The sequence below is a fragment of the Pseudonocardia hierapolitana genome, assembly GCF_007994075.1.
Taxonomy (GTDB): Bacteria; Actinomycetota; Actinomycetes; order Mycobacteriales; family Pseudonocardiaceae; genus Pseudonocardia; species Pseudonocardia hierapolitana.
This window is the reverse complement of record NZ_VIWU01000001.1, coordinates 3,157,604-3,182,849: the sequence shown is the minus strand read 5'-3', so window position 1 is coordinate 3,182,849 and position 25,246 is coordinate 3,157,604. Positions and strand designations below refer to the sequence as shown.

The 25,246-nt window shown below is 71.6% G+C and carries 25 protein-coding genes; 13 read left to right on the top strand and 12 right to left on the bottom strand.

Annotated features, from left to right (window positions below; translation table 11 throughout):
* Positions 1-94 precede the first annotated feature (94 nt).
* The 6 genes from FHX44_RS15265 to FHX44_RS15240 are packed head-to-tail and all read left to right on the top strand — an operon-like array spanning position 95 to position 7,301.
* Positions 95-1,525, top strand: coding sequence for an extracellular solute-binding protein (locus FHX44_RS15265; RefSeq protein WP_147256408.1), 1,431 nt, complete (start codon positions 95-97; stop codon positions 1,523-1,525).
* Complete coding sequence (locus FHX44_RS15260; RefSeq protein WP_147256407.1) at positions 1,522-3,531, top strand: ABC transporter permease; 2,010 nt, start codon at positions 1,522-1,524, stop codon at positions 3,529-3,531. The genes FHX44_RS15265 and FHX44_RS15260 overlap by 4 nt, the downstream gene beginning before the upstream one ends.
* Complete coding sequence (locus tag FHX44_RS15255; RefSeq protein ID WP_147256406.1) at positions 3,528-4,313, top strand: IclR family transcriptional regulator; 786 nt, start codon at positions 3,528-3,530, stop codon at positions 4,311-4,313. The genes FHX44_RS15260 and FHX44_RS15255 overlap by 4 nt, the downstream gene beginning before the upstream one ends.
* Positions 4,314-4,334: 21 nt before the next feature.
* Positions 4,335-5,156 (top strand): RraA family protein, encoded by an 822-nt coding sequence (locus FHX44_RS15250; RefSeq protein WP_147256405.1) that lies wholly within the window; start codon positions 4,335-4,337, stop codon positions 5,154-5,156.
* Positions 5,153-6,427 carry a mandelate racemase/muconate lactonizing enzyme family protein gene (locus FHX44_RS15245; RefSeq protein WP_147256404.1) on the top strand — a complete coding sequence of 425 codons (1,275 nt, stop codon included), beginning with the start codon at positions 5,153-5,155 and terminating at the stop codon, positions 6,425-6,427. The genes FHX44_RS15250 and FHX44_RS15245 overlap by 4 nt, the downstream gene beginning before the upstream one ends.
* A 7-nt stretch (positions 6,428-6,434) precedes the next feature.
* Complete coding sequence (locus FHX44_RS15240) at positions 6,435-7,301, top strand: NAD-dependent epimerase/dehydratase family protein (RefSeq protein ID WP_246170392.1); 867 nt, start codon at positions 6,435-6,437, stop codon at positions 7,299-7,301.
* Positions 7,302-7,314: 13 nt separating this feature from the next.
* On the opposite strand, the gene FHX44_RS15235 is transcribed toward FHX44_RS15240, so the two are convergent.
* Positions 7,315-7,953, bottom strand: coding sequence for a TetR/AcrR family transcriptional regulator (locus tag FHX44_RS15235; RefSeq protein WP_147256403.1), 639 nt, complete (start codon positions 7,951-7,953; stop codon positions 7,315-7,317).
* Positions 7,954-8,107: 154 nt separating this feature from the next.
* Here FHX44_RS15235 and FHX44_RS15230 point away from each other — a divergent pair, with 154 nt between their 5' ends.
* The 5 genes from FHX44_RS15230 to FHX44_RS15210 all read left to right on the top strand — a co-directional run bounded on the left by FHX44_RS15230 (position 8,108) and on the right by FHX44_RS15210 (position 13,559).
* Positions 8,108-9,724 (top strand): permuted SH3 domain-containing protein, encoded by a 1,617-nt coding sequence (locus tag FHX44_RS15230; protein WP_170308914.1) that lies wholly within the window; start codon positions 8,108-8,110, stop codon positions 9,722-9,724.
* A gap of 36 nt (positions 9,725-9,760) precedes the next feature.
* Positions 9,761-10,525 (top strand): efflux RND transporter periplasmic adaptor subunit, encoded by a 765-nt coding sequence (locus FHX44_RS15225; protein WP_212612485.1) that lies wholly within the window; start codon positions 9,761-9,763, stop codon positions 10,523-10,525.
* Positions 10,526-10,528: 3 nt separating this feature from the next.
* Positions 10,529-12,064: a DHA2 family efflux MFS transporter permease subunit gene (locus FHX44_RS15220; protein ID WP_246170391.1), complete on the top strand. Its 1,536-nt coding sequence runs from the start codon at positions 10,529-10,531 to the stop codon at positions 12,062-12,064.
* Positions 12,065-12,171: 107 nt separating this feature from the next.
* Positions 12,172-13,356, top strand: coding sequence for a cytochrome P450 (locus tag FHX44_RS15215; protein ID WP_212612995.1), 1,185 nt, complete (start codon positions 12,172-12,174; stop codon positions 13,354-13,356).
* The gene (locus tag FHX44_RS15210) at positions 13,353-13,559 is read left to right on the top strand and encodes a ferredoxin (RefSeq protein WP_281287893.1); all 207 of its coding nucleotides are present in this window, start codon (positions 13,353-13,355) and stop codon (positions 13,557-13,559) included. The genes FHX44_RS15215 and FHX44_RS15210 overlap by 4 nt, the downstream gene beginning before the upstream one ends.
* On the opposite strand, the gene FHX44_RS15205 is transcribed toward FHX44_RS15210, so the two are convergent.
* Both FHX44_RS15205 and FHX44_RS15200 read right to left on the bottom strand, forming a co-directional pair.
* A complete protein-coding gene (locus FHX44_RS15205; protein WP_147256401.1) occupies positions 13,546-13,857 on the bottom strand; it encodes an antibiotic biosynthesis monooxygenase in 312 nt (103 codons plus the stop codon). The genes FHX44_RS15210 and FHX44_RS15205 overlap by 14 nt on opposite strands.
* Positions 13,820-14,695 (bottom strand): helix-turn-helix domain-containing protein, encoded by an 876-nt coding sequence (locus tag FHX44_RS15200; RefSeq protein WP_147256400.1) that lies wholly within the window; start codon positions 14,693-14,695, stop codon positions 13,820-13,822. Before FHX44_RS15200 ends, FHX44_RS15205 begins: the two co-directional genes overlap by 38 nt.
* A gap of 18 nt (positions 14,696-14,713) precedes the next feature.
* On the opposite strand from FHX44_RS15200, the gene FHX44_RS15195 reads away from it, so the two are divergent.
* On the top strand, positions 14,714-15,235 hold the full coding sequence (locus tag FHX44_RS15195) for a class I SAM-dependent methyltransferase (protein WP_170308913.1): 522 nt from the start codon (positions 14,714-14,716) through the stop codon (positions 15,233-15,235).
* Positions 15,236-15,253: 18 nt separating this feature from the next.
* Positions 15,254-15,997 (top strand): SDR family oxidoreductase, encoded by a 744-nt coding sequence (locus FHX44_RS15190; RefSeq protein WP_212612484.1) that lies wholly within the window; start codon positions 15,254-15,256, stop codon positions 15,995-15,997.
* 139 nt (positions 15,998-16,136) lie between these two features.
* Here the strand turns inward: FHX44_RS15190 and FHX44_RS15185 are convergent, their stop codons facing one another.
* The 9 genes from FHX44_RS15185 to FHX44_RS15145 all read right to left on the bottom strand — a co-directional run bounded on the left by FHX44_RS15185 (position 16,137) and on the right by FHX44_RS15145 (position 25,246).
* Positions 16,137-16,820: a pentapeptide repeat-containing protein gene (locus tag FHX44_RS15185; protein WP_147256398.1), complete on the bottom strand. Its 684-nt coding sequence runs from the start codon at positions 16,818-16,820 to the stop codon at positions 16,137-16,139.
* A gap of 287 nt (positions 16,821-17,107) precedes the next feature.
* Positions 17,108-17,881: an SDR family oxidoreductase gene (locus FHX44_RS15180; RefSeq protein WP_147256397.1), complete on the bottom strand. Its 774-nt coding sequence runs from the start codon at positions 17,879-17,881 to the stop codon at positions 17,108-17,110.
* A gap of 10 nt (positions 17,882-17,891) precedes the next feature.
* Entirely contained in the window at positions 17,892-18,866 is a 975-nt protein-coding gene (locus tag FHX44_RS15175) for a tripartite tricarboxylate transporter substrate binding protein (RefSeq protein ID WP_147256396.1), read from the bottom strand.
* Complete coding sequence (locus tag FHX44_RS15170) at positions 18,866-19,831, bottom strand: tripartite tricarboxylate transporter substrate binding protein (RefSeq protein WP_147256395.1); 966 nt, start codon at positions 19,829-19,831, stop codon at positions 18,866-18,868. The genes FHX44_RS15175 and FHX44_RS15170 overlap by 1 nt, the downstream gene beginning before the upstream one ends.
* The gene (locus FHX44_RS15165; protein WP_147256394.1) at positions 19,828-20,472 is read right to left on the bottom strand and encodes a 3-oxoacid CoA-transferase subunit B; all 645 of its coding nucleotides are present in this window, start codon (positions 20,470-20,472) and stop codon (positions 19,828-19,830) included. The genes FHX44_RS15170 and FHX44_RS15165 overlap by 4 nt, the downstream gene beginning before the upstream one ends.
* Positions 20,469-21,128 carry a 3-oxoacid CoA-transferase subunit A gene (locus tag FHX44_RS15160; protein ID WP_147256393.1) on the bottom strand — a complete coding sequence of 220 codons (660 nt, stop codon included), beginning with the start codon at positions 21,126-21,128 and terminating at the stop codon, positions 20,469-20,471. Before FHX44_RS15160 ends, FHX44_RS15165 begins: the two co-directional genes overlap by 4 nt.
* A complete protein-coding gene (locus FHX44_RS15155; RefSeq protein ID WP_246170390.1) occupies positions 21,125-22,765 on the bottom strand; it encodes a thiamine pyrophosphate-binding protein in 1,641 nt (546 codons plus the stop codon). The genes FHX44_RS15160 and FHX44_RS15155 overlap by 4 nt, the downstream gene beginning before the upstream one ends.
* Positions 22,755-23,717: a tripartite tricarboxylate transporter substrate binding protein gene (locus FHX44_RS15150; protein WP_147256392.1), complete on the bottom strand. Its 963-nt coding sequence runs from the start codon at positions 23,715-23,717 to the stop codon at positions 22,755-22,757. Before FHX44_RS15150 ends, FHX44_RS15155 begins: the two co-directional genes overlap by 11 nt.
* Positions 23,714-25,246 (bottom strand): tripartite tricarboxylate transporter permease, encoded by a 1,533-nt coding sequence (locus tag FHX44_RS15145; RefSeq protein ID WP_147256391.1) that lies wholly within the window; start codon positions 25,244-25,246, stop codon positions 23,714-23,716. Before FHX44_RS15145 ends, FHX44_RS15150 begins: the two co-directional genes overlap by 4 nt.

Genomic DNA, 25,246 nt, shown 5'->3' with positions numbered 1-25,246 from the left:
CATTCCGTTTCACTAAGAGAAACGGAAGCCCCCGTCGGTTGCACCGTTGCCCCGTCGGTACGCGTCCCAGTGCGGGGACGTGGGAGGAGTGGTCATGGCACTGCGGACCGGACCCGAGTGGTCGAGGCGGAAGTTCCTGGGGATGAGCGCGCTCGGCGCTGTGGGGCTCACCGCCTGTGGCGGTGGCCCACCGGCCGCTCCGCAGGTGGATGTGCAGGTCCCGCAGGCGATCCTGGACGCCGCGGCGCCCTACCGCGGCGGCTCGGTCGGCATGCTCTCGCAGAAGCTGTACTCCGAGGCCGCCAACCAGGCCCTCGACCGGTCGCTCCAGGCCTTCGCGCAGGCCACCGGCACCACCGTCCAGAACGACCTGGTGTCGGGCGACGCCGGCGACATGGTCGCGAAGATGGACGCCGAGGTGAAGGCCGGCACCACCCGGGACCTGGCCTTCATGAGCGACGAGCGGTTCGTCGGCCAGCTGCAGAACCTCGGCGACCTCGAGGACGTCACCGACGTGGTCGAGGAGATGAAGGCCCTCTACGGCGAGCCGGCGACGGAGGCCACCAACTTCTGCGTGTTCAACGGGCGCTGGTACGCGATCCCCTACCACTTCATCGCCGCCGGGATGTTCCTGCGGAAGGACTGGTACGCGGAGAAGGGGCTCCCGCTCAAGCCCACCTACACGTGGGAGGAGCTGCGCGACAACGCGCTGGCGGTCTCTGACCCGGCACAGCGACGCTTCGGGTGGGGCATCACGATCAACCGCTCCGGCGACGCCAACGGGTTCATCGAGTCCGTCATCAACGCCTACGGCGGGGCGATCGCGGACAACACCGGGCAGAGGGTGGTCTTCAACTCGCCCGAGACCGTCGAGGCCGTCTCGTTCATCGGCGACATCTACACGAACCCCAAGTACGAGCCCATGCTGCCGCCCGGGATCGAGAGCTGGACCGACACCGGCAACAACGAGAACTGGCTCGCGGGCATCATCGGCCTCACCAACAACCAGTACAGCATCTACGCCGACTCGAAGACCAAGGGCAACCCGGTCTACGGGAACACCCACCCGTTCAACGGGGCCATCGGTCCGGCACTCGACCGTCCGCTCGCGTTCGGCTCGTCGAACTCGTTCGTGGTGTTCAAGGGGGCGAAGAACCCCGACCTGGCGAAGCAGGTGGCGAAGTTCATGGTCAGCGGCTCCGCCCTGCTCGGCGTCGCGCAGGGCGCGCCGTGCCTGGTGAACCCGTCGTGGGAGAAGGTGTGGGACTCCGACCCGTACTACACCAACGGTGACCCGGCCTACGCGGCGATCCGCGAACAGACCAAGACGCCGATCCCGTTGACCACCGCGACCGGCTACGCGTTCCCGCAGCCGCCGAGCCCGGGCGAGCAGGCCGCCGTGGCGGCCTACCTGCTCACGGACATGATGCAGTCGGTGGTCCAGGGCACCGCCCCGGCCGAGGCCGTGGCCACCACCCACGACCGCATGGTCCAGATCTTCGAGCAGCAGGGCTACAAGCAGTGACCGTCCTGCGCCCGCGGCCGTCACCGACCCGCTCGGCGGCCGCACCCTCGACGTCGCTCACGGGCCTCCAGCGGACGCTCGGGCGCGACTGGCGGCTCGCCACGGGCTTCCTCGCGCCCGCCGGGCTGCTCATCGCGGCGCTGATCCTGTACCCGATCGTCAGCTCGATCGTCACCAGCACCACCGAGCGGCACGGCCCGGACACGGTGTTCGTCGGGCTGGACAACTACACCGCGCTCGTCGACGACCCGGTGTTCCACACCGGTGTGCTCAACTCGTTCGTCTTCACCGCGTACGCCGAGATCTTCAAGGTCACCCTCGGCCTCATCGCGGCGCTGATGCTGCACCACATGCGCCGCGGGCGGGCGGTCATCGCCGGCATCATCCTGCTGCCGTGGGTGGTGCCGACGGTCGTCACCGCGTTCACGTGGCGCTCGCTGTTCGACCCGATCTTCGGCAGCGTCAACACGGTGCTCACCGAGTCCGGGATCGGGCCGATGCTCGCCGCGATCGGGCTCGTCGAGAGCTGGCCCGCGGAGTGGCTGTCCGACCCCGCGCTCGCGATGCCGGCGGTCATCCTGGTCAACGTCTGGAAGGGCATCCCGTTCTTCACGGTGACGTTCCTCGCCGGGCTGAAGGCGATCGACAGCACGCTCTACGAGGCGGCCATGGTGGACGGCGCCACCCCGTGGCAGCGGTTCCGGCACGTCACGCTCCCCGGCCTGCGCCACGTCATGATCGTGACGGTGCTGCTGTCGTCCATCTGGACGTTCAACAACTTCGACCTGATCTGGCTGATGACCCAGGGCGGGCCCGGTGACGCCACCGCGCCGTACGTGATGGTGGCCTACTCCAAGGCCATCCAGCAGCTGCAGGAGGGCGCCGGTGCCGCGGTCACACTGGTGATGCTGCCGATCATCGGCATCCTCGTGGTCATCCTGGTCCGGTTGATGCGCCGCAGCGACGGGCCCGGCAACGGCGACCTCGGGCGCAGCCGACTGACCCCGGCGCAGCGCAAGGCGATGCCGTGGGTGGTCGTCGCCGTCTCGACGCTGCTGCTGATCTGGGCCTCACCGCACATCGTGTGGAAGGCCGCGCTCGTACTGGGCGTGTTCGTGCTGCTCGCAGCGATCATCGGGCGGGTTGTCTCCACGCTGGCCGCGCGGGGCAACAGCGTGGCGGCGCGCCTGGTCAACGGGGTCGGGTCGGGGGTCGCGCTCATCGGGCTGCTCGGGTTCGTGCTCGCCCCGCTGTACTGGATGACGGTCACGGCGTTCAAGTCCGACTCCCAGATCGTCATGCGCACCAACGACCTGTGGCCCACCCCGTGGAGCACGGAGCAGTTCACCAACCTCTTCTCGGGCCGGGCGTTCGGCACCTGGTACATCAACACGGTGCTGGTGGCCGGGGCGTCCACCCTGATCGCTCTGGTGTGCGCCGCGCTCGCCGGGTACGCGCTGGCGCGCCTGAAGTTCCGCGGCTCGGAGAGCTTCACGGTGACGATCCTGCTCACCTACGTGATGCCGGGTGCGCTGCTGTTCATCCCGCTGTACCAGATGATGAGCGGGGTCCGGCTGAACGACTCGCTCTGGTCGCTGGTGATCACGTACCCGACGTTCACGCTGCCGTTCGCCACGTGGCTGCTCGTGGGCTACTTCAAGTCGATCCCGGCCGACCTGGAGGAGTCGGCGCTCGTCGACGGCTGCACGCGGTTCGGTGCGTTCGTGCGGATCGTGCTGCCGCTGGCGAAGCCGGGCCTGTTGGCGGTCGCGCTGTTCACGCTCACCAACGCGTGGAACGAGTTCCTCTTCGCGTTCGTGTTCATCACCCGCGACGACTACAAGACGTTGCCGGTCGGCATGCAGTCGATGATCTTCGGTGACGTCGTGCCGCAGGGCCAGCTGGCGGCGGCCTCGCTGCTGATCAGCATCCCCGTGGTGCTCATGTACGCCTTCGGGCAGCGGTTCTTGACCGAGGGTCTGACAGCGGGTGCCGTGAAGGGATGACTTCAGCGTCATCGGTACAGCCGGTTCGCAGGGGGCGGGCCAGCGCGGCCGGGACGTCCGTGGAGAAGGCCATGCGGATCCTGGAGGCGCTCGCCGTGCCCGACGGGCCGCACCGGCTGATGGACGTGGCAGAGCGTGCGGCGGTGCCCCGGTCCACGGCGTACCGCGTGCTGGCCACGCTCACCGCAGAGGGGTTCGCGGAGAACTGCGGCGACGGGCGCTACGGAGTGGGGGGCCGGCTGTCCGGGCTCGGCGCGCGGATCGTGTCGGTGATGTCGGCCGGCGCCGGGCCCGCCCTGCGGCGGCTGCAGGAGGGCGCGGGCGGCAACACCGTGCACCTCGCGGTCCGGGTCGGTGACCACGCCGTGTACCTGCACAAGGTCGACAGCGACAAGCCGTACGAGATGCGGTCGCGGGTGGGCAACCAGCTCATGTTGCACTGCACGGCGATCGGCAAGGCGATCCTCGCGCACCTGCCTGCCGCCGAGGTGGACGCCGTGATGTCCTCGGCCGGAATGCCGACCAGGACGCAGGCCACGATCACCGACCTGCGGGCCCTGCACGCCGAGCTCGCCGCGGTGCGCGAGCGCGGTTACGCCATCGACGACGAGGAGAACGAGGCCACCGTGCGCTGCCTCGGCGCCGCGATCCTCGACCGGGCCGGGCGGCCCCGCGGCGGTGTGAGCATCTCGACCGTGACGTTCGCGGTGGACCGTGCCGAGCTGCTCGGCTACGCGCCGCTCCTGATGACCACCGTGCAGGGAATGACCGAACTCGTATAGCAGGAAGAAGGCGAAGCGGACGTGCGCATCCATCCCGGCAAGGACGATCTCGAGGAGCTCACCGCAGCGTGGACCGGTGAGCGCTTCGGCTCGGGCCGGCCCCGTGTTCCCGACGACGTGCTGGCGAGCCTGAAGCTCGCCACCACCGAGGAGGCGTGGGGCCACCTGTTCCAGGCCGGCTACGTACGCCAGTTCGCGGGAGGCTGGCGCGAGACCCACCCCGGCACCGTGATCGTCGGCCGGGCGGTCACCGCGCAGTTCCTGCCGCACCGGCCCGACTACGACGCGGTCGTCGTCGCCGCGGGTGCACGCGAGGGCCACCTGGAGGGCGACCGGCAGAACTCCTGGGTGATCGAGACACTCGAGAGCGGCGACATCATGGTCGTCGACATCTTCGGCAAGGTCGTCGAGGGCACCGTGGTCGGTGACAACCTCGGGACGGCCGTGGCCTCCCGCACCGGCGTCGGCGCCGTGATCGACGGCGGCATCCGGGACCTGCAGGGGCTGCAGAAGCTGCCCGGCGGCGTCAACATCTTCCACCGCGACGTCGACCCCACCCCGATCCGTGGTGTCACCCTCGCCGGGATCAACATCCCGATCCGCATCGGCGGCGCCACGGTGCTGCCCGGCGACGTCATCCTCGGCACGCCCACCGGCGTCGCCGTCATCCCCGCCCACCTCGCCGCGGACGTCGCGGCCACCGCCGAGGACACCCGCATCCGCGACGTGTTCGGCAAGCAGCGCCTGTCCGAGCGGCGCTACACCAGCGCCCAGATCGACGTTCCGACCTGGGCGGACGACATCGAGGCCGACTTCAAGCAGTGGCGCAAGGAGAATGCATGAGCACGTCCACCATCAGCGAGGAGTACGTCAGCACCGGGTCGCGGCCCAGCGACCTGCGCATCACCGACGTGCGGGTGGCGAACCTGCACGGCGTGCCCTTCCGCTCGTCGATCATCCGGATCGACACGAACCAGGGGCTCGTCGGGTACGGCGAGGTGCGCGACCAGGCCAGCGCCAGCTACGCGCTCGTGCTCAAGAGCCGGATCGTCGGGGAGAACCCCTGCAACCTCGACAAGGTCTTCCGCAAGATCAAGCAGTTCGGGCACCACGGGCGCCAGGGCGGCGGCGTGTCCGGCATCGAGATGGCGCTGATGGACCTGGCGGGCAAGGCGTACGGCGTGCCGGCATACGCGCTCGTCGGCGGCAAGTTCCGCGACACGGTCCGGTGCTACGCCGACACGCCCTCCCTCCTCGACCCGCACGAGATGGGCGAGCGGCTGCTGGAGCGCAAGCGCCGGGGCTTCACCATGCTCAAGATGGACGTGGGCATCTCGCTGCTGTGGGACGTCCCCGGCACGCTCATCGCACCACCCGGCTCCCGGGACGACGTCTCGACGATGCACCCGTTCACCGGCATCCAGGTCACGCCCAAGGGCGTGGAGCACCTCGCGAGCTACGTCGACACGGTGCGGTCGATCGTCGGCTACGACGTGGCGCTCGCGGCCGACCACTTCGGCCACATCGCCATCGACTCGTGCATCCGGATCGGGCGGGCGCTCGAGCCGTTCACGCTGGCCTGGATCGAGGACCTCATCCCCTGGCAGTACACCGACCAGTGGCGCCAGCTCACCGAGGCCGTGGCGGTGCCCACCTGCACGGGTGAGGACATCTACCTCACCGAGAACTTCAAGCCGCTGCTCGACGCCGGCGCCATCCGCGTCGTGCACCCCGACCCGGCCACCTCCGGCGGGATCGCCGAGACCAAGCGCCTCGGCGACTACGCGCAGGAGAAGGGCATCGCCATGGCCCTGCACCTCGCGGCGTCGCCGATCGCGACGATGGCGTGCGTACACCTCGCAGCGGCCACCGAGAACTTCCTCGCCCTCGAGCACCACGCTGCCGACGTGCCGTTCTGGAGCGAGCTGGTCACCGGCCTGCCCAGGCCGCTGATCCAGGACGGGTTCATCACGGTGCCGGACACCCCTGGCCTCGGGTTCGGTGAGATCAACGAGGAGCTGTTCCGCCAGCAGCTCGACCCGCGCGACCCGGTGTTCTTCGCCGAGACGACCCACTGGGACGGCGAGACCAGCCACGACCGCCTGTGGAGCTAGGGCACCCATGCGCATAGCCGTGACGGGCGCGGCGGGCCGGCTCGGCCGGCACGTCGTGGCCCGGGCCCTCCGCGCCGGGCACGAGGTCGTCGCGACCGACCTGCCCGGCGCGGCCGGGGAGCCGGACGGACGGGTGGAGTGGCGGGCGGCCGACCTCACCGACCTGGACGAGGTCAGGGCCGCGCTCGCCGGCGCGCAGGGCGTGATCCACCTGGGCGGGCTCGTGCATCCCCGGTACCCGGAGCCGCAGGTCCACCGGGTGAACGTGAACGGCACGTACCACGTACTGGTGGCCGCCGAGGAGTACGGGCTCGAGGGCGTGTGCCTCGCGTCGAGCATCAACGCGATCGGCGGCGTCTACAGCGCCGACCCGCGCTACGACTACTTCCCGGTGGACGAGGACCACCCGACCTATGCCGAGGACGCGTACAGCCTCTCCAAGTGGATCGTGGAGCAGCAGTCGGCGGCGTTCGCGCGTCGCCGACCGGATGTCGCGTTCTCCGCGCTGCGGCTGCACGGCCTGCGCGACGACGCGGAAGCGGCGACGTCGCGGGGGCCCGACGACGGGCGGGCCCGCAAGGACCTGTGGGGCTGGGTGAGCTTCGACGCGGCGGCGGCCGCCTGCCTGCTCGCCCTGCTCCGCCCGACGCCGGGCCACGCCGTCTACCACGTCGTCGCCGACCGCACGATCACCGGCACCGCCAGCGCCGAGCTCGCCGCGCGCTGGTACCCGGATGTGCCGCTGCGCGCGCCGATGGAGGGGAACGCGGGGTTCTACTCCACGGCGCGAGCCACGGCGGACCTCGGCTGGGATCCCGCCGACGACCATCCGGAGATCGGCCCGCGCGAACGGTCCCGCCTCCCGGCCGCCTGATCGCCCGATCAGCTCAGCCGTGGGCGATGTGTTCGGACCAGATCGCGCGCCCGGGCAGCGTGTCGTGCGGCCCGCCCGCCCGGAGGCTCTCGAGGAGCAGCGCCATGCAGCGTTCGGACGCGAGCTGCGCCGTCGCGGTCCACTCGATGGACAGGGGCTGGGCGAGCAGCGCGAACATCACGGCGACGTCGCCGGTGCCGACGTCCGTGCGCAGCGTGCCCTCCGCCTGTGCCCTGCGCACGACCCGGTCGAGCAGGTCGACCATGTGCCGGCGGGACCGGTCGACGTCGCGCTCCTTCTTGAGGACCGCGTGCACGTGCGGGTAGGCCGTCAGCAGCCGGAACGACAGCCGCAGTTCCTGTGACTGGCGCAGGATGCGCACGAGCGCGTCCCATGCGGAGGCTTCCTCGGCGACGGCGGCGTCCGCCTCCGCGAACGCGTTCTCGAAGTTGTTCACCGCCACCGCCCGGATCAGGGCCTCCCGGTCGGCGAAGTGCCGGTACAGGGTGCCCGTGGCGACGCCGGCCGATCGGGCGATCTCCTCGGTGGGCGCGTCCGGGCCGTGCGTGGCGAACCACGTCTTGGCTGCGGCGACGATACGGTCGCGGTTGCGGCGCGCGTCGGCCCGCAGTCGCGGCTGCTGGTCGTCCACCACGTTCGCCCTTTCGGTCTCAGCAAATTATCAGGGCCGTCACTCTCGCATGATCGGGGTCACTCGAACGAGGGAAACGGTATCTGCGAGACTCCTCTCTCGTTTCCAGAGTGTGGTGATTGTGCCGCATCAGCGGGAGGGGAGCGTGCAGCAGATGAACCGGCGTCACATGCCGGCCGGGCGGCTGCGGCGGATCGGGGCGGCGGGGTGCGGTGCGCTCGCGGTCCTGCTGGTGGCTTCGTGCACGAGCGAGGAACCCTCGAGACCGACCACCGCCACGGTCCAGCGCGCCGCGGTGACCAGCGGCGTGTCGGCCACGGGGTCGATGAGTGCGGCGAGCCAGCAGAACATGGGCTTCCCGAACGGCGGACAGCTCACGAACGTCTTCGTCAAGGTCGGTGACCGGGTCGAGCCCGGTCAGGTGCTGGCGACGGTGGACGACTTCGCCCTGCGCCAGGTGCTCGAGCAGCAGCAGGGGCAGCTGCGATCCCAGCAGGCGGCGCTCGACCGGCTGATCAACTCTCCGGTCGCATCCGGCGCGAGGGACTCCCTCGCTCAGGCGCAGGAGATCCTGGACAAGACGCGCAAACAGGCCGACGAGTCGCTCGACGCGGCCGAGCAGGAGATCGACAACGCCGAGCGGAAGCTCGACATCGACAAGAAGGCCCTGGACAAGGCGAAGGACAAGCTCGAGGCCGACGAGCGGGCGTGTGGCAACGACTCGTCGAGCAGCAGCAAGGCCGACGACAGCGACGAGGACTCCGACGACGAGGACAGCAGCGTCTCCGGCACGTCCGGGTCGAGCAGCTCGTCGCAGTCGCTGGTGACGGTGAGCAACCCCGCCTGCAGCAACATCCCCGCGGACAAGCAGGCGGTGGTGTCGGCCAGGCAGCAGGTCGTCGTCAGCGAGAACGCGGTGGAGTCCGCGAAGAAGTCGCGCGACAACACGAAGGCCAGCGGCGAGCTCTCGATCGCCAACGCGGAGCAGGGCGTGGTGAACGCCCGCAACAACGCGGACTCGGCGCGGTCTGACCGCCCGTTCGACATCGAGGAGCAGCGCGGCGCCGTCATCAGCCAGCAGGCGGCCGTGGCCGCCGCGCAGCGCGACGTCGACAACGCGACGCTGCGCGCGCCGGTGGCCGCCACCGTCTCCGCCATCAACGGCGTGGTGGGGGAGTACCTGGCGCCGAGCAGCGGCACCAGCGCCCTCGCGCCGGGCAGCAGCGCGGGCATCCCGGGGGTCGACTCCGCGTCCGCGGCGCAGGCCGCTGCCGGGGTCGGCGCGAACCCCGCCAGGCCCGGCGGCACGCAGTTCCTGGTGCTCGACAACATCGACGCGTTCCAGGTGGTGGTCCCGTTCAACGAGTCGGACGCCGCCACCGTCCAGCCGAACCAGAAGGTCAACGTCTCGGTCGACGCCGTCCCGGACGTCACGCTGAGCGGCACGGTGCTGTCGGTCGCCCCGACCGGCACCGCGATCTCCGGCGTCGTCACCTACTACGTGACGATCGTGGTCGACAAGTCGGACCCGCGGATCAAGGACGGCCAGACGGTGCGGGCCACCGTGGTGACCGAGGAGCTCGACAACGTGCTCACCGTGCCCAGCTCGGCGGTGCGCCAGGAGAACGGCCGGCCGACCGTGACGGTCGTGGAAGCGGACGGAACCCAGAAGTCGGCGCCCTTCGAGGCCGGGAAGGTGGGGGCGGACCGCACGCAGGTTCTCTCCGGCCTGCGGGAGGGGCAGCAGGTTCTGCTGCCCGCCGCACGGTGAACGAGCGGATACTCGAGGTCGGAGGGGAGTCGATCGATGTCTGAGGGTCCGATCACGGAACCGGTCGCGGTGAGCAACGGGAGCACCGACGGCAGGAGCAGCGAGAACAACGCCGGCGAGACCCCGGAGCCCAAGCAGAAGCGGCAGATGTCCAAGGGCACGCGGATCGCCCTGATTCTGATCCTCGGGATCGCGGTGCTGGCCGGTGGTGGCATCACCGCCTGGTACTTCATCGATGCCCAGAACTACGTCAGCACCGACAACGCGCAGATCGACGGCGATCGGATCTCGGTCAACGCGCCCACCAGCGGCACCGTGATCGACTGGAGGGCCACGCAGGGCGCGGAGCTGGAGCAGGACCACGTCGTGGGCCGGATCCGCATCCAGGGGGCGTTCGTCCAGCCGGAGATGGCGGTGCGGGCCCCGGCCAACGGCACGGTCGCGGTCAACAACGCGGTCGAGGGCACGTACGTCACGGCGGGCACCGAGCTGGCCGTCGCCTACGACTTCTCCAAGATCTTCGTCACCGCCCGCGTCGACGAGACCGACATCGACGACGTCCGGCCCGGCCAGCTCGTCGACATCGAGGTCGACGCGTTCCCGGGCCACGAGTTCCGGGGCACGGTGCGCGAGGTGCAGGGCGGCGCCGCCGGTGTCTTCTCGGTGTTCCCGGAGTCGAACACCTCGGGCAACTTCCAGAAGGTCACCCAGGTGATCCCGGTGAAGATCAACATCGAGAACCCGGACGGTCTCGGGATCGTGCCCGGCATGAACGTCACCGTGAACATTAGAAAGAACTAGGCGGTGACGCAGGCAGCGGCGGGCCGCGCGGATGCACCCGCGGCCGCCGGGGGGTGGCTGCTTCCGCTCGTCGTGCTCGTCTCCGGCATGTTCATGTCGGTGCTCGACACGAGCATCGTCAACGTGGCGATCCCGGAGATGCAGAACATCTTCGGGGTCACCGCCGACGACATCGAGTGGATCGCCACGTCCTACACGCTCGTGCTCGGCGTGATCGTGCCGATCAGCTCGTGGCTCGCCAACCGGGTCGGGCAGACCCGGCTGTACATCACGGCGCTGCTGGCCTTCGCCGCGGGATCGGCGCTCTGCGGCATCGCGTGGGACCTGGAGAGCATGATCGCCTTCCGGGTCCTCCAGGCCATCCCGGGCGGTGTGCTGCCGGTCGTGAGCCTCTCGATGCTCTACCAGATCGTGCCGAAGGAGAAGATCGGCAGCGCGATGGGCATCTACGGCCTCGGCGTCGTCGTCGCGCCCGCCGTCGGCCCGACGCTCGGTGGCTACCTGGTCGAGTACGTCGACTGGCGGCTGATCTTCTTCATCAACGTCCCGATCGGCATCATGGGGGCGATCGCGGCCTTCCTCCTGTTGCCGGGCTTCCCCAGCCGGCCGGCGGGACGCTTCGACGTGCTCGGCTTCCTCGCCATCGCCACGGGGCTGTCGTCGCTTCTGCTCGCGCTGTCGGAGGGGCAGTCGTGGGGATGGACGGCCTATCCCACCGTGATCCTGATCGTCCTCGGGCTGCTGTGCCTCGCGCTGTTCGTGGTGATCGAGATGGCGGTCGAGAACCCGCTGCTCGACGTGCGGGTGTTCCTCGTCTGGCCGTACACCAACTCGCTGCTGCTGATCGCGGTGCTCTCGATCGGCCTCTTCTCCGTGCTCTTCTACATCCCCGTGTACCTGCAGTCGGCGCGCGGGCTCGGGGCGTTCGAGGCGGGCCTCCTGCTCATGCCGCAGGCGCTCGTCATGGCTGTGCTCATGCCGATCGCCGGGCAGCTCTACGACCGGATCGGCGCGCGGGTGCCCGCGGTGCTGGGCTTGTTGATCATGACGCTGGCCGGTTACCTCATGCAGGACCTCACCGCCGTCACATCGCAGGGGGAGATCGTCGCGCTGCTCTGCCTCCGGGCCTTCGGCACGGGGCTGTGCATGATGCCGATCATGACGAACGGGATCTCGGCCGTGCCGCCCGCGATCGTCGGCTCGGCGAGCGCGTTCAACAACGTCGTGCAACGGGTCTCGTCGGCACTCGGGCTGGCGGCGCTCACCGCGTTCATGACCGTCCAGCAGGCCCAGCTCAACGCGGACCGCAGCTGGCTGGTCAGCCCCGACGTGTTGCCGTCGCTCGGTCAGGGCCCGACGGGGCAGATGATGGGCACCTATGCGATCTACCAGCAGACCAGCGTCCAGGTGTACGTCTCGGCGCTCGACGACGTCATGTTCCTCACCACGATCATGACCGCCGCCGCGGTCGTACTCGCGCTCTTCCTCCGCAGGCCGAGCGGCGCGTCCGCAGGCGGCGGGCCCGCCATGGTCGACTGAGGGGTCGCTGAGGCGGCGGCGGAACCCGGCAGCGGGTGCTCGTCGTCTATCTCGGGAGCGCGCCACGGGGGCGCGCGTCGTCGGGAGGTCCGGTGGCAGCAGCGCCAATGGTGCCCATCCACATGCAGCGCGCCGGTTTCGACCCCGCACCCGAGCTGGCCGAGCTGCGTGCCGGCAAGGGCATAAAGCGGATCCGCACGGCCTTCGGAATGGAGGCATGGGTCGTCACCCGGTTCGCGGACGTCCGGGAGGTGCTCAGCGATCCGGTTCGCTTCAGCAACGCCCGCCTGCAGGAAGCGGGTCGCGCGCCGGGGCTTCCGCCCGTGAGCCCGGAGGAACGAGCGCGGCAGCTGGCGGGGAACCTGCTCGCCGCCGACCCGCCGGAACACACCCGGCTGCGGCGGATGCTCACGCCGGAGTTCACGGTCCGGCGGATGCGCAGGCTGGAGCCGCGGATCCGGGAGATCGTGGACGAGCACCTGGACGCGATGGAGCGGCACGGCCCGCCCGCCGACCTGGTGGCGGAGTTCGCCCTGCCGGTGCCGTCGCTGGTGATCTGCGAGCTGCTCGGGGTGCCGTACGCCGACCGGGCCGAGTTCCAGGCACGGAGCAACCGGCAGCTCGACCTGAGCCACGCGGTGGAGGATCGGATGCGGGCCGCGCGGGAGTCGCGGGCGTACATGGCGAAACTGGTGGCCGGGGCGCAGGCGGATCCCGGTGAGGACATGCTCGGCATGCTCGTCCGCGAGCACGGTGACGACCTCACCCCCGACGAGCTCGTCGGGATCGCGTCGTTGCTGCTGCTCGCCGGGCACGAGACCACGGCCAACATGCTCGGGCTGGGCACGCTCGCCCTGCTGCGCCACCCGGACCAGCTCGCGATGGTCCGGGACGAACCGGAGCGCGTCGACGCGGCCGTCGAGGAGCTGCTGCGCTGGCTGAGCATCGTGCACGCGGGCACCGGCAAGATGGCCACGGTCGACACCGAGATCGCCGGGCAGCGGATCGCGGCGGGCGATCTGGTCATGTGCGCGCTGCCCACCGCCAACCGCGACCCCGAGCTGCGCACCCACCCGGACGCGCTCGACGTCACGCGCGGTGGCGCCGGCCACGTCGCCTTCGGCCACGGCATCCACCACTGCCTCGGTGCTCCGCTCGCCCGGATGGAGATGAAGATCGGCTTCCCGGCCCTGCTGCGGCGGTTCCCCGGCCTGGCCGAGGTGCCCGGCACCGCGGAGTTCAGGAGCTTCAGCATCATCTACGGTCTGACGTCACTGGAGGTGACCTGGTGAAGGGGGACCTGGTGGCCGGAGTGCACGCCGATCGCGACGTCTGCATCGGCGCGGGGATGTGCGTCCTCACCGCGGGCGCGGTGTTCGACCAGGACGACGACGGCATCGTGGTCGTGCTCGACGAGCACCCCGCCGATGTCGCCGCCGCCCGGGAGGCCGTGGCGAACTGTCCGTCCGGCGCGCTCTCGCTCACGGAGGAGTAGGCGCGCTCACCACCGTGTAGTGGCGCACGCGCTCGTCCACGTCGTCGAGCACGGCGCGGGCGGCGGGGGAGACGTTCGCCGCGTCGACGTCCGGCCCGGCGAACCGCCGCACGTCGGCGAGCGAGTCGAACAGCGTCAGTGTGACGAACTCGGTGCCGGTCTCGTCTGACCGGCGCAGCAGGTAGGCGCCGCGGCAGCCGTCCAGCCCACCCAGCGCGTCGAGCACGTGGGAGCCGAACTCCTGCTCGTAGGCCTGGGGATCACCGGACGTGCGGGCGCTCCAGATACGCATGATCATGTCTGGAGGATGCGCGCCGCCGCGGCCTTCGGCTTGACGATTCGTGCTCGCCCGCGAACAGCTGCCGCACCCGGCTGGGCGGGTCGCCGACCTCGGCCCGCATCGCCCGGGTGAGGTGCGCGTGGTCGGCGAACCCGAGATCGGCGGCGAGCCCGGCCAGATCCCGGTGGCCGTCGGCCAGCCGGTCGAGCGCGGCCCGCACCCGCAGGCGGTTCCGGAACCGGGTGAGGGTCTCACCGGTCTCGGCGCGGAACACCCGCGAGAGGTGCGACCTGGAGACGCCGAGCAGGCGCGCCAGGCGCCCGAGGTCGTCGAAGGCCGGATCGGTGACCAGCACTTCCCGGGCCGCCCCGGCGAGCCGCCGGTGGCACGGGGTTCCCCGCCGGGCCGGGGCGCGGACGGGATCGCGGAGCAGGTCCTCTGCGAGCCGCACCACGCGCTCGGCCAGCTCGAACCGGTCCGCTCCGTGGCGGGCGCGCGCGAGCAGCGTGCGGTGGGCCATGTCCACCCGCCCGGACGTACGCAGCGTGGTGGTCGGTCGTTGCGGCAACAGCTCGGCCGCGAGCCCCGGACCGAGCGAGACCACCGTGCAGGCGTCCTCGCGGCCGGGCTTGTGCGCGATGCTCTGCTCGTCGCCCGGCCGGCCCACGAACGCCGAGATCGGATCGACCGTCGTCTCCGCGCTGCGCAACCGGAGCCCGAACGAGCCGCGCCGTACGAAGACGAGCTGGTGGCCGGGTGTGTGCACGGGCGCGGTCCAGTGGCTGGACCGCTCGATGATCCGTAGATCGTCGAGGGCGATGTCGTCGGCCGAGGCGATGCGGGTCAGGTGGCGCACGCTGGGATGCTCGCACGTATGGCATCTGCGGCGGAGCGGTTGGTGTGGGCGGTCGAGACGTTGGGCGTGCGCCCCGACGACCGGGTGCTCGAGATCGGCTGTGGGCACGGGGTGGCCGTGTCGCTCGTGTGTGAGCGGCTCGACGGCGGGAGCATCCTCGGCGTCGACCGGTCCGCCAAGATGATCGAGATGGCGTCGCGGCGCAACGCCGGTCACGTGGCCGCAGGCCGCGCGGCGTTCCAGGTGGCGGCGTTGCACGATGCCGATCTCGGCGACTCCCCGTTCGACCTGGTCTTCGCCGTCCACGTCCCGGTGCTCCTGCGTGGCGAGCCGACGCGGGAGCTCGCGATCGTGCGGGCGCACCTCGCGCCGGGCGGCCGGTTCGCGCTGCCGTTCCAGCCGCTCGACCCGGCGTCCACGGAGCCGACGATCCGGCGGCTGGCCGGAACGCTCGAAGCGGCCGGGTTCGAGGTCGTGGACCGGCGGGTGGCCTCGCTGGCGAGCGGGCGGGCGGGGTGCGTGCTCGCGCGGGCGCGGTGAGCAGGAGATCATGCAGCCGTGACGGACGGCGATGTGGCAGTGGTGACGGGTGCGGGCTCGGGTGTCGGGAGGGTGGTGGCGACGGCCCTGCTCGACGCCGGCTACCGGGTGGCGCTCGCCGGGCGACGCGCGGCGGTGCTCGAGGAGACCGCGGGTGGGCGGGAGTCAGCGCTCGTGGTGCCCACGGACGTGGCCGACGCCGAGTCGGTGGCCGCCCTCTTCGCGGCGGTCCGGGAGCGGTGGGGCCGCGTCGACCTGCTGATGAACAACGCCGGCACGTTCGGCCCGTCCGGCACCGTGGACGAGATCGCGGTGGAGGACTGGGCCTCGACCGTCGCCGTCAACCTGACCGGTGCCTTCCTCTGCGCGCGCGAGGCGTTCGCCGCGATGCGCGCCCAGCAGCCGCAGGGCGGGCGGATCATCAACAACGGCTCCATCTCCGCGCACGTGCCGCGCCCCGGCAGCGCCGCGTACACCGCCACGAAGCACGCGCTCACCGGCCTGACGAAGTCGATCGCGCTCGACGGGCGCCCGTACGGCATCGCGTGCGGCCAGATCGACATCGGCAACGCCGCCACCGACATGACCGCAGGCATCTCCGTCGGCGCGCGGCAGGCCGACGGCAGCGTCCGCCCCGAGCCGACCTTCGACCCGAAGCACGTGGCCGACGCCGTGCTGCTCATGGCCCGGCTGCCCCTGGACGCGAACATCCCGTTCCTGACGATCACGGCCACGACCATGCCGTTCCTGGGCCGCGGCTGATCACCAGCCGGGTGCAGGAACGGCGGTATGTCGCCGCTACTGCACGCGTCTGGCGATCATGCCGTCCGGGTCGGACCGAGATCGGCAGATGGGCGCGGAGATGGCCGAATGTGGCCGCTGCTGCACCAGACTGGTGATCTCAGCTCGAAGGCCGCTCCGTCACCTCGATGCCGAGCGCGTCGAGCAGGCCGGTGGCCAGCGGGACGATCTGGTCCGGGCTGATCCGCGCCCCGCGCAGGGAGAGCGCGCCGCGGACGTCGTCGACGCTGGAGCCGTGCAGGTCGGTCTCCCGCAGCCGGGCGCTGTCGAAATTGGCCTCGCCCAGATCGCACCCGATCAGCGCGCAGTGCTCGCCGTCGAACTCGTAGAAGTCGGCGCCGCGCAGCGACGTGTTCTCGACCAGGAGGAACCGCGCCCGCGCCATCCGGAACCCGGCGAGGTCGCCGGTGCTGTCGGCGATGCGCACGTCGGTGAGCTGCGCGCCGTCGAAGGCGGTGCCGGTGAGCCTGCAGTCGGTGAAGACGACCCGGGTGAGCACGGCCTCCTCCAGCCTGGCACCGGACAGGTCGCAGTGGACGAACTCCACGTCGCGACACTCCAGGCCGGTGAAGCGCACACCCGCGAGACCGCCCCCGACCCACCTGCTCTCCTGGATCCGCAGATCCGCCACGCGCTCCGGCACCCCGACCTCGGCGCCCGCCTCGACGCAGTCCCACAGCTCGCCACCCTCGACGGCGGCAGGCGCCGGTGCGAGGTCGTCGGGAAGATCGGGCGCCTCCGGGCGCCGCTTCGTGGGACGGGACCTGCTGCCTCGGGGAGCCACGGGGGGACCGTACGGGGTGGGGCCGACGATCATTTTCGCCCGGCGTCCGCGCTGAAGGCGATGCGGGCGACGGTGCACGGCCAGCGCGAGCGTGACGTAGATGTACGCCTCGGGCCGATCACCAGACCCGTCACCGCCGTCGATGGTCACTTCACACACCCAGTGGCCACTTCACACAGGGCCGGCGTTGTGTGAAGTCCCTACTGGGTGTGTGAAGTGACCTGTGGCGGCGCCTCGTCGACCAGCTCACCCGCGCTCGGGAACGCCCGTCGAGAAGGTCGACTTGATCAGTGCGAGCGCACCAGCCCTCCGTCGCAGCGGATCTGCTCCCCCGTGACGTAGGAGGCGGCGGTGCTGGCCAGGAACGTCACGACCGCGGCGAACTCCTCGGGGGTGCCGTACCGCCCGGCGGGGATGGCGGACTTGGCCTGCTCGCGCACCTCCTCCTCGGACTTGCCGGAGCGCTCGGCGTTGGCCCGGTCGAGCACGCCGACGCGGTCGGTGGCGATGCGGCCGGGCAGCACCATGTTGACCGTGACGCCGTCGGCGGCGACCTCGGTGGAGAGGGTCTTGAGGTAACCCGCGAGTGCCGCGCGGGCCGCGTTGGACGCGACGAGGCGCTCGATCGGGGCCTGCACGCCGCTCGACCCGATTGCGACGATCCGGCCGAACCTGCGCCCGCGCATCCCCGGCAACACGGCCTGGACGAGCCGCTGGTGCGGCTGCACGAGCAGTGCGATGGCGTCGGCGAGCTGCTCGGGGGTGAAGTCGACCGCCACGCCGGGCGGGGGACCGCCGCCGTTGAGCACGAGCACGTCGACCGGGCCGAAGTGGTCCTGCGCGGCGCCGACCAGCGCGTCGGTGGCGCCGGGGTCGGTGAGGTCGATCTCCACGCCCACCGCTGCAGGCAGCTTCGATGCTTCCTCGCGCACGAGCTCGCCGCGCCGTCCGCCCAGCACCACGTTCGCCCCTTCGGCGGCCAGCGCGCGGGCCACGGCGAGGCCGAGGCCGGAGCTGGCGCCGGGTACGACGGCGGTGCGTCCCTTCAGTCCGGTGTCCATGGGCTCAGAGTCAACCACCCTTCAGTTCCTGTGCGACGGGGCCGTACACGCGGACGATCTTGTCGAGCCGTTGCCGGAAGGCGTCGGCACCGATGAACTCGTCGGGGACGTAGGCCTCGTCGAGCTTCTGCCGGACCGCGGGGTCGGCGAGGCCGTCGCGCATCGCCGCCTCCAGGCGCGAGACGATCTCCGGCGGGGTGCCGGCCGGGGCGCCGAGCCCGAACAGCGACGTGCTGTAGGTGAGCTCCGGGAATCCCAGCTCGGCGAGCGTCGGGACGTCCGGCAGGTAGTCGACGCGCTCGGCCGGGCTGATGGCGAGCGGGCGGAACGCGCCCGCGTCGAACTGGGCGCGGATGTCCGCCGACACGTTGATCAGCACGGCGTCGACGGTGCCGCCGAGCACGGCCTGGATCAGCTCGGCGTTGCCGTTGAACGGCACGACCGTGGCCTGGACGCCGTACTCGTTCGCGAGCCGCCGCAGCTCGATGGCCTGTGAGGTGGTGGCGCCGGGCGTGCCGACGTTCAGCTCGCCGGGCCGCTGCCGGGCCGCGTCGAAGAAGGCGGCGGCGTCGGCGAACTCGGAGTCGCCTGCGACCGCCAGCACGGACGGCACCTCGGTGATCACACCGATCGCTACGAACGAGCCCGCGTCGTAGGGCACGTCCTGGATCATCGGCGTCACGACGGTGGACGGAGCCGCCACCAGGGTGAGCGTGTGGCCGTCCGGCTCGCTGCTGACCAGCTCGTTCATGGCGACGGAACCGGCCGCGCCCGGCAGGTTCTCCACGATCACCGGCTGGCCCAGCGCCTTCTCCAGGTGCGCGCCCATGGTGCGGGCGGCGAGGTCGGTCGGCCCGCCCGCGGTGTACGGGACGAGCACGGTGATCTCCCGCGTCGGGTACTCGTCCGGCGCGTCCGGTGCCTGCCCTGAGCAGGCCACCGCCAACGCGGCCGCGGCGACGATGCCCGCCCACGTTCGTCTCATCAGGACCCTCCCAGGATCGGCTCGTAGACGGCCTGTGTCTGGTCGAGGACCGCGCGCATCTCGGCGGCCCCGCGGAACTGCGTCCCCAGATAGCGTTCGCCGACCGCCGCGACGACCGCCGGGTCGGCGTGCCCTCGGCGCAGGGCGTCCTCGAGCCGGGTCACGACGGGTTCGGGTAGCCCGGCCGGCCCGGCGAGCCCGAACGTCGAGCCCGAGAGCGTCAGGCCCGGGAAGCCGGCCTCGACCAGCGTCGGCGTGTCCGGCAGCCAGCCGAGCCGCTGCTCGGTGGAGACGGCGAGCGGCCGGAACTCGCCTGCGTCGATGTTCGCGGTGACGTCCTGCGACGCGTTGATCAGCACGGCGTCGACGTTGCGCCCGAGCAGCGCGGTGGTCATCTCGGCGTTGCCGTTGAACGGGACGGCGGTCACCTCGACGCCGTGCTCGGCGCGCAGCCGCTGCAGCTCCACGCCCTGCGGCGTGGACGCCCCGGGCACGCCCACGGTGATCGCGGCCGGCCGGGCCCGCGCGTCCGCGACGAACGCCGCGATGTCCGGGTACGGCGAGTCCGCCGCGACCGCGAGCAGCGACGGGACCTCGGAGAGCACCCCGACCGGTGTGACGTCGGCTGCGGTGTAGCCCACGTCGTTCACCAGCGGCGTCAGCACGGTGGTGCCTGCGGTGATCAGCGCGAGCGTGTGCCCGTCGGGCTCGGCCTGCACGAGCTCCTGCGTCGCGAGCGCGCCCGAGCCGCCGGGCAGGTTCTCCACCACGACCGGCCGGCCGAGGTCGCGTTCGAGGAACTCGCCGTACGCCCGCGCGGTGAGGTCGGTGGGCCCGCCCGCGGCGTACGGCACGAGCAACCGGATCTCCTCGGTCGGGAACTGCGGCGCGTCCTCGGCGGGTGCCGGCCCGCCGCCGCACCCGGCCAGCAGGGTGAGCCCGGCGAGGAGCCCGATGAACCTCATGACCCGTCCCCGAAACGCAGCGGGGCGCCGGTCCGCGCCTGCAGCTCGTCGCGGCTGAGACCGGGGACCATCTCCCGGACGACGAACCCCTCCGGTGTCACGTCGAGCACGGCGAGGTCGGTGTAGACCCGGTCCACCACGGCCGCAGCGGTGAGCGGGTAGGTGCAGGTGGGCAGGAGCTTGGGCTTGCCGTCCTTGGTGGTGTGCGTGGTCAGTACGAACACCTGGCGTGCCCCCACCGCGAGGTCCATCGCGCCGCCGACGGCGGGTGGCAGCGTGGCGTCGTCGGTGGCCCAGTTGGCGAGGTCGCCGTTCGCCGCCACCTGGAACGCGCCGAGCACCGTGATGTCGATGTGGCCGCCGCGCATCATCACGAACGCGTCGGTGTGGTGGAAGTACGCGCCGCCGGGCACCAGCGTCACCAGCTGCTTGCCCGCGTTGATCAGTTCCGGGTCCCCGGTGCCGGGCTCGGGTGCCGGTCCCATCCCGAGGATGCCGTTCTCGCTGTGGTAGATGATCTCCCGGCCCGGCGGCACCACGTCGGCCACGAGCGTGGGCAGCCCGATCCCGAGGTTGACGTAGGAGCCGTCCGGGATGTCCTGCGCCACCCGGGCGGCCATCCGCCGCGCGGTGAGGTTCATGCCCGCACCACCCGGTCGACGAAGATCCCCGGCGTCACGACCGCCTCCGGGTCGAGTTCCCCGAGCTCGACGAACGTACGCACCTGCGCCACCGTCAGCTTCGCCGCGGTGGCCATCACGGGCCCGAAGTTGCGGGCCGCGGAGTGGTAGACGAGGTTGCCCCAGCGGTCGGCGCGCTCGGCCTTGATCAGCGCGACGTCCGCGTGCAGCGGTTCCTCGAAGACGTGCCTGCGTCCGCCGATCACGCGCACCTCCTTGCCGTCCGCGAGCGGGGTGTCCGCCCCGGTCGGCGTGAAGAAGCCGCCGAGCCCGGCGCCCGCGGCGCGCATCCGTTCGCTGAGCGTTCCCTGCGGCACCAGCTCCAGCTCGATCTCGCCGGCCCGCCACAACTTCTCGAACCACACCGACCCCGCCGACCGCGGGTACGAGCAGACGATCTTGCGGACCCGGCGCTCGCGGATCAGCGCGGCGATGTCGGTCTCGCCGCTGCCCGCGTTGTTGGTGACGACCGTGAGGTCGCGCGTGCCCAGCTCCAGCAGCGCGTGCACCAGCTCGACCGGCACGCCGGAGTTGCCGAACCCGCCGACCAGCACGGTGTCGCCGTCCTTCACCCCGGCGACGGCCTCGCCGAGCGACTTCGCTCGCTTGTCGATCATCGAGCCGCCCGGTACCACCGCGGCGAGGTCGACGGCGGGGGCGTGAGCGCGGCCCGCACCGCCACCAGCGACGGCCCCTCGGTCGCGAGGCTCTTCGCGAGCGCTGCCTCGAACGCGTCGCCGAAGCCGTCGACGGCCTCCGCGGGCACCCCGAACGCTCCGGCGAGCGCCACGAAGTCGGGCGTGACCAGGTCGACGCCGCGGGTGGGCACGCCCGCCTGCACCTGGTCGAAGCGGAGCATGCCGTACCCGCCGTCGTCGACGAGCACGATCGTGACGGGCAGCGCTTCCTGCACGGCGGTGGCCAGCTCGCCGCAGGCGAAGAGGAACCCGCCGTCGCCGACCACGGCCACCGCTCGCCCTCGTAGAGCGGCGCCGAGTGCGGCGGGGAAGGCGAAGCCGAGCGTGCCCCAGCCCATCGGGTACGCCAGCCGCCGTGGGGCGGGCACCCGGTGGAAACCGGCCACCCAGTAGCCGGCGATGCACATGTCGGCGAGCACCGTGGCGTCGGCGGGCAGCAGCCGGTCGAACGTGTCGAGCAGGAGCGCTGCCTGCGGTTCCTCCTCGCGGACGAGCGTGGTCACGTGCGTGCGCATCGACCCGGTCTGCACCGCCAGCACGTCGAGTCCGTCCCGCTGCGGCACCGCGGCGGCCAGCCGTTCCGTCACGGCCCGGGCGTCCCCGGTCAGGACGTGGTCGGGCCGGTAGTTCTTCGCGGCGTCCGCGGCGTCGACGTTGATCGCCAGCAACGCCGGTGGCTGCGGCATCCGCCAGTTCTGGGTGGTCATCCCGTCCAGGTCGCTGCCGATCGCGATCACCAGGTCGGCCTCGTCCCACAGCGCCCCGATGGCCGGGACGTGGGTGAGGGCCGGAGCGAGGCAGGGGTGGTCGGGCGGCAGGATCCCGCGCCCGTGGTACGTGGTGACGACCGGCGCGGCGAGCCGTTCGGCCAGCAGGCCCACGGCATCCCCTGCGCCGGCGCGCACCGCCCCGCCGCCGACCCACAGCAGCGGGCGCTCGGCCCGCTCGATCAGCGCGATCGCGGCGTCGAGGTCCGGCTCCGGGAGCCCCGCGGGCCCGGCAGGCGCGGGCGTGCGCTCGGTGACCGGGGCGGACAGCAGGTCGGTCGGCACCCCGAGGTAGACGGGCCCGGTGGGCGCTCGCAGCGCCTCCCGCCCCGCCCGCAGCACGTCGGCGTACAGGTCGGCGGCCGCGGCGGTGGTCGTCGCCGCCTTCGTCACCGGGGCGAACATGGCCGCCTGGTCGCGCGTCTCGTGCAGCACGCCGCGGTAGACGCCCGGCCGGCGCAGCGTCGACGGGATGTCGGTGGCGATCACCAGCACCGGTGCCCCCGACGTCATGGCCTCGCCGGTGGCGCCCAGGGTGTTGGCCGCGCCCGGCCCGGTGGTCACGACCGCCACGCCGAGCCGCCCGGTGGCCCGCGCGTAGCCGTCGGCGGCGTAGGCGGCGGCCTGCTCGTGCCGCACGCCGACGAGCCGGATCCCGGCCTCGGCACACGCCTCCCACACCGCGAGGTTGTGCACCCCCGGCAGCCCGAACGCCAGCTCGACGCCCAGCTCCCGCAGCGCGTCGACGAGCGCCCCTGCGCCGTTGTCCGCCGCCCCGTCATCCACCACTTGCGACCCCCTGGAACGTCTGCTCGGTCTCGGTGAACAGCGCCGCGAGATCGGCGCTGCCCATGAACTGCTCGGGCACGTACCGCTCGTCGAGCCCGCGCCGGGTCTCCGGATCGGCCGAGGCCGCCCGCATGGTCTCCTCGAGCCGCGCGATCACCGGTTGAGGTGTGCCGGCCGGGGCGACCACGCCGAACGTGGTGGTGCTCTGCGTGATCTCCGGATAGCCCTGCTCGGCGAAGGTGGGCGCGTCGATGTACGGCAGCCGCTCCTCGGTGCCGACGGCCAGCACCCGCAGCTGCCCGGACTCGATGGCGGGCAGCATGTCCTGCGAGGCGTTCACGAACCCGGCGACGACGTTGCCGCCCAGTAGCGCCGCGAGCACCTCCTGCGCGCCGTTGAACGGGACGACGGTGAGCGGTACCCCGTGGATCTGGGTGATCCGGCGGGTCTCCGCGGCGTGCGTGTTGGTCGCTCCCGGCGTGCCGACGCTGACGAGCGTGGGGTCGCTGCGCGCGGCCGCGAAGAGCGCCGCCAGGTCGGCGTACGGCGATGCGGCGGGCACGACGAGGGCCGACGGCACTTGGGTGATCACCCCGACCGGGGCGAACGAGTCGCGGGTGTAGCCGACGTCGTTCGTGAGGTAGTTGAGCACGGCCGTGGGCAGCGCGGACATCGACAGCGTGTAGCCGTCCGGCTCGGCGGACAGCAGCTCCTGGTAGGCCGTCGAGCCCGAGGCGCCGGGAAGGTTCTCCACCACGACCGTCTGGCCGAGCGAGGTCTCCATGTACTTGCCGAGCGAGCGTGCGGCGATGTCGGTGGGACCGCCGGCCGTGTACGGCACGATCAGCCGGATCTGGTCGGAGGGGTAGGCCTCCGGCTCGTCGGAGCGTTGCCCGCCGCACGCGGCGGAGAGCAGCGCGGCCGCGAGCGTGAGGGCGAGCAGGCGTTTCATCGGTCTCCCTCGGCGGGTGTGAGTTCGGGGGTGTCGTGGCGGTGCAGCACGCGGGCCCTGCGACGGGCCGTGACGATGCTGATCACGACGATCACGGCCGTTGCGGCGAGCAGGCCGCCGGAGATCGGCCGGGTGACGAACACGCCGAGGTTGCCCCCGGAGATCAGCATCGACTGGCGGAACGCGCGTTCGAGGATCGACCCGAGCACGAACGCCAGCACCAGCGGACCGGGCTCGAACCCCGTCTTCTTCATCAGCCAGCCCAGCAGGCCGAACGCGAGCACCACCCACATGTCGGTGGCGTCGTTGTTGATCGAGAAAACCCCGGCCATGGTGACGAGCAGGGCGAACGCGGCGAGGATCCCGGCGCGCACCCGCAGGATCTGCACGAACACCCCGACCAGCGGGATGTTGAGCGCCAGCAGCATGAGGTTGCCGACGAACATCGACGCGATCACGCCCCAGAAGATCTCCGGGTGCTGGTCGATCAGCTGCGGGCCGGGCGTCACGCCCTGCACGAGCAGCGCGCCGAAGATCAGCGCGAGCACGACGTTGGCCGGGATGCCGAGCGTCAGGAGCGGGATGAACGCCGAGGTCGACGAGGCGTTGTTCGCCGTCTCGGGCCCCGCGACGCCCTGGATCGCGCCCCGGCCGAACCGGCTCGGGTCCTTGGCACGCCGCTTCTCCAGCGCGTACGAGGCGAGCGATGAGACCACGCCACCGCCCCCCGGCAGCACACCGATCAGGAACCCGAGCACGCTGCCGCGCCCGATGGCCCCCGCCGACTCGCGCATGTCCGCGCGGCTGGGCCAGATGTTCTTGATCTTCTGCGTGACGGCCTGGACCTTCTCGGTGCGCTCCAGGCTGTGGAGGATCTCGCCGACGCCGAACAGCCCCATCGCGACGGCCACGAAGTCGAGGCCGTCGAACAGCGCGACCTGCCCGAACGTGAACCGGGTCGTGCCGGCGATCGGGTCCTGGCCGACCGTGGCGAGCAGCAGGCCCAGCGCCGCCATGCTGAGGCTCTTCACGGCCGAGCCGGTGCCGAGGTAGGTGACGAGCAGGATGCCGAGCACGGTCATCGCCACGTACTCCGGCGGGCCGAACGACACGGCGAGCGCGGCCAGCGGCGGGGCGAGCAGCGCGAGCCCGATCACGGCGAGCACGCCCCCGACGAAAGACCCGATCGCCGCGATCCCCAGCGCGGGGCCGGCGCGGCCCTGCTTGGCCATCTCGTAGCCGTCGAACGTGGTGACCACCGACGCGGCCTCGCCGGGGAGGCGCAGCAGCACCGACGTGATCGTGCCGCCGTACATCGAGCCGTAGTAGATCCCGGCCAGGAGGATCACGGCCGTGTGCGGCTCGATCTCGTAGGTCAGCGGCAGCAGCAGCGCGATCGTCGCGGTCGGGCCGAGCCCCGGCAGCACGCCGATCACCGTGCCGATGAGCACACCGAGGAAGACGTAGAGGATGTTCACCGGGTCCAGCGCGACGGCGAACCCCTGCGCGATCCCGTCCAGGACACCCAT